The organism is Phenylobacterium sp. (assembly GCF_044371015.1).
GTDB lineage: Bacteria > Pseudomonadota > Alphaproteobacteria > Caulobacterales > Caulobacteraceae > Phenylobacterium.
In genome coordinates this window covers 1-3,231 of record NZ_JBILUK010000301.1, presented here as the reverse complement: position 1 = coordinate 3,231, position 3,231 = coordinate 1, and the positions used below count along the sequence as shown (strand labels likewise).

Annotated in this window: 3 protein-coding genes; 1 reads left to right on the top strand and 2 read right to left on the bottom strand. The window is 69.7% G+C overall.

The features are described 5' to 3' along the window. Positions 1-146 precede the first annotated feature (146 nt). A complete protein-coding gene (locus tag ACIQ3R_RS16665; RefSeq protein ID WP_397419975.1) occupies positions 147-1,397 on the top strand; it encodes an acyl-CoA dehydrogenase family protein in 1,251 nt (416 codons plus the stop codon). Between the two features lie 2 nt (positions 1,398-1,399). Here ACIQ3R_RS16665 and ACIQ3R_RS16660 read toward each other — a convergent pair whose 3' ends face one another. Continuing rightward, positions 1,400-1,927 carry a MarR family winged helix-turn-helix transcriptional regulator gene (locus ACIQ3R_RS16660; RefSeq protein ID WP_397419974.1) on the bottom strand — a complete coding sequence of 176 codons (528 nt, stop codon included), beginning with the start codon at positions 1,925-1,927 and terminating at the stop codon, positions 1,400-1,402. Positions 1,928-2,084: 157 nt separating this feature from the next. Next, positions 2,085-3,231 (bottom strand): HRDC domain-containing protein (locus ACIQ3R_RS16655; protein ID WP_397419973.1); only part of this gene is annotated, 1,147 nt, incomplete at its 5' end.

The window sequence follows — 3,231 nt, the reverse complement described above, 5'->3', positions numbered from 1 at the left end:
TTTCCCGGCGCCGATCGGACGGTGGAAGAGCGGGCCTGGGCCTCGCCGATCTGGTACGCGCCGGCCTGATGCCAGGGGTTCGCCAAAAGTAACGACTTGACGAGTTTTGTCAGTTTACTTGACTAATAGGGGCGCAGGAGGACTTCATGGCCGATGACGCCCAAACGATCGGTCTCGCGGACCGACGCATCCCGGCCGGCGGCGACTGGCTGAGCGCTGAGGCCCTGGCGGCGATCACACCCGCGGAGTTGGCGGCCCGGACCGCGGCGCTCAAGCCGATGCTGGCGGAGGCCGCCCAGGCGGCCGAGGCGCTGCGGCGACCGGTTGACTCGGTGTGGCAAGCGCTGCGGGACTCCGGCGTCTTCTACCACTTCGTGCCCAAGGCCTATGGCGGGCTGGAGTTCAGCCTGGATGACTTCATCGACGCCATGCTGCCGCTGGGCGAGGCCTGCGCCTCCACCGGCTGGGTGACCTCATTCTGTGTCGAGCATAATTGGATGCTGGCCCAGTTCGGAAAGGCCGCCCAGGACGAGATCTTTGGCGGCGGCTGGCCCTATGTCATCGCCCCGGGGGTGACCATGCCGCCCGGCCGCGCCGAGCCGGTTCCCGGCGGATATCGTCTGACAGGCCGTTGGCGCTGGGGCACCGGCGTGATGCACGCCGACTGGATTCTGGCCACCGGCATGATCCCTGGCGAGAAGCCGCCGCGGATGCTGTTCTTCGCCTTCCCGGCCTCGGAGGCCCGCGTGCTGGACACCTGGCGCATGGACGGCATGGCCGCGACCGGCAGCAACGACATCGAGGCCCGCGACCTGTTCGTTCCGGAACACCGGGTTATCGACATGGGCCACATGCGCGAAGGGCGCGCGCCGGGCGCTCAGCTGCACGCCAACCCGATCTATCGCATGCCCATGCTGCCGTTCCTGGGCATCACCGCCGCGATTCCGGCCGTCGGTCTGGCGCGGGCCAGCGTGGCCCAGTTCCGCGAACGCCTCGATGTTCGGGTGGTGCATGGAACCAGCGGGACCCAGGGGGAGAAACCCGCCGCCCAGATCCGATTGGGCCGCGCCGACATGGCCGCCCGGACCGCGGAGATCCTGCTGCGCGACGCCGCCAGGGGCACGATGGACCTGGCGCGGCTGGGTCGGCCCAGCACGGTCGACGAACGGATCTCGCTGCGCCTGCAGATCGCCAGCGTGATGGCCCACTGCAAGGACGCGATCGCCACCGTCTGCGAGGGGGCCGGATCCAGCGCGCACGCGCTCGACAATCCGCTCCAGCGGGCGCTGCGCGATGTGAATGTGATGGCCACCCACATCGTCTACGATATGGATACTGCGCTGGAGCTGCGCGGCCGGTCGATGGTCGGTCTGCCGCCCAACACCGCGCTGACCTGAGGCTATCTGGCGTCCGGCGCGACCACCACCGGCGTGTCGCCCCAGACCGCCGAAAGGCCCACCGACAGCGCCTGAAACGCCTCCTCGCCAATCCGCGCGCGGAGCTCCGTCTCCAGGTCGCGGAGCACGGCCGCCGCCGCCGCCCGCAGCGGCCCCGCCTGTACGCCGAACGTCACGATCTGCGCACGGCGGTCACGGGGGTCGGGCTCCACCCGGACATAGCCGCGAGCCGCGAGGTCGGCGAGCATCTGGCTCATCGACTGGCGGCTGACGCCCAGGTTCGCGGCCAGGCGAGCGGGCCGATGTTCTCCCGCTGCGATGTTGGTGAACAACAGGGATTGGGTGCGGCTGATCGGCGGCCAGCCTGCCGCCTTGAGCGCAGACTGCAACGCCTCATCGAACCAATAGACGCCCATCAGCAGGCGGATCATCACCAGATCGGCGCCTGTCGACGTCTCTGCCGAGGGTGGGGTCGTCTCGCTGCTCACGGTCTGGCCGATGGCTCCGTCGGGTCCTTCGTTCGAATCCATTGTCTCGGCTGCACCCATTCGGCCACCCGAAAGGCCATGACACCCGGCGCGCCGATGTCCAACCCTTTGCAGCTACCGTCTGTTTCAGACCGGCCCGCCTTCCGATCTCTAGTCCACGACCGGCGCTGTAGCGGCCGCCGATCTAAGCTGTCCGGACCTATCCACAAAACGGCTTCACCACGCCCAGGACGGCTTCCGCATAGTGGGCCAGCTTGGCCTCGCCCACGCCGGGCAGGCGGGCCAGGGCGGCGCGGCTCGCCGGGCGCGCGCGGGCGATCTCGGCCAGGGTGCGGTCGTGGAAGATCACGTAAGGCGGCACATGCTGCGCCTTGGCCTCCGCCGTCCGCCAGGCGCGCAGCGCCTCGAACAGAGGTTGGTCGGCGGGCGGGACGGCGTTCGCATCCCGGCCTTTCCGCGCCGTCCGGCCGGGAGTTCGCGCGCCCACGGAAACCTGACGCATGGCCACCGTCCGTTCACCCCGGAATACAGCGCGCACCGCCTCTGCGTCGCCCGGCCCCACCAGCGGTCGGCCATCGTTCGGATCTTCGGAGAGCAGCCCTTCGAACAGCAACTGTTCGGTCAGGTCGCGCCACTGGCCGGCCGACAGCTCTGCGCCGATCCCCCAGGTCGAGAGCGAGGCCTCCCAGTCGCTGACGTCCTTGGTCTTGCCCAACAGATGGTCCACCAGCCGCCCGCGCCCGAACCGGCCGCCCAGCCGATGGGCGGCTGACAACGCCTTCTGGGCCGCTACGGTCATGTCGATGGCGGCGACGGCGCCCGTGCAGGCGTCGCACTGGCCGCAGGGCTCCACCTCGACTTCGCCGAAGTAGCGCCGCACCGCGCTTGCCCGGCAGCCGACGCCATCCAGCATGGCGTAGAGCTGCCGCACCTTGCGGGCCTGCACCTGCTTGACCGTCTCATCCATGTCGCGCCCGGCGATGCGCCGCAGCGCCCAGGAGAGGTCAGCAGCGCCATAGAACGTGATCCCTTCGGCGGGTTCACCGTCGCGGCCCGCACGGCCGACCTCCTGCCAATAGGCCTCGATGGAAGCCGGCGGATCAGCATGGATCACGTAGCGCACATCGGGCTTGTCGATGCCCATGCCGAACGCGATGGTGGCCACCATCACCGCCGCCTCGGCTTCGAGAAACCGCTCCAGGCGCTCGGTGCGGACCGCTTTGTCCAGGCCGGCGTGATAGGCCAGCGCCGGCGCGCCCTGGCCCCGCAGCATCTGGGCCAGCTCCTCGGTCCGGTCGCGCGAGCCCACATAGATCACGCCCGATTGTCCCGGCCGCGCCGCCACC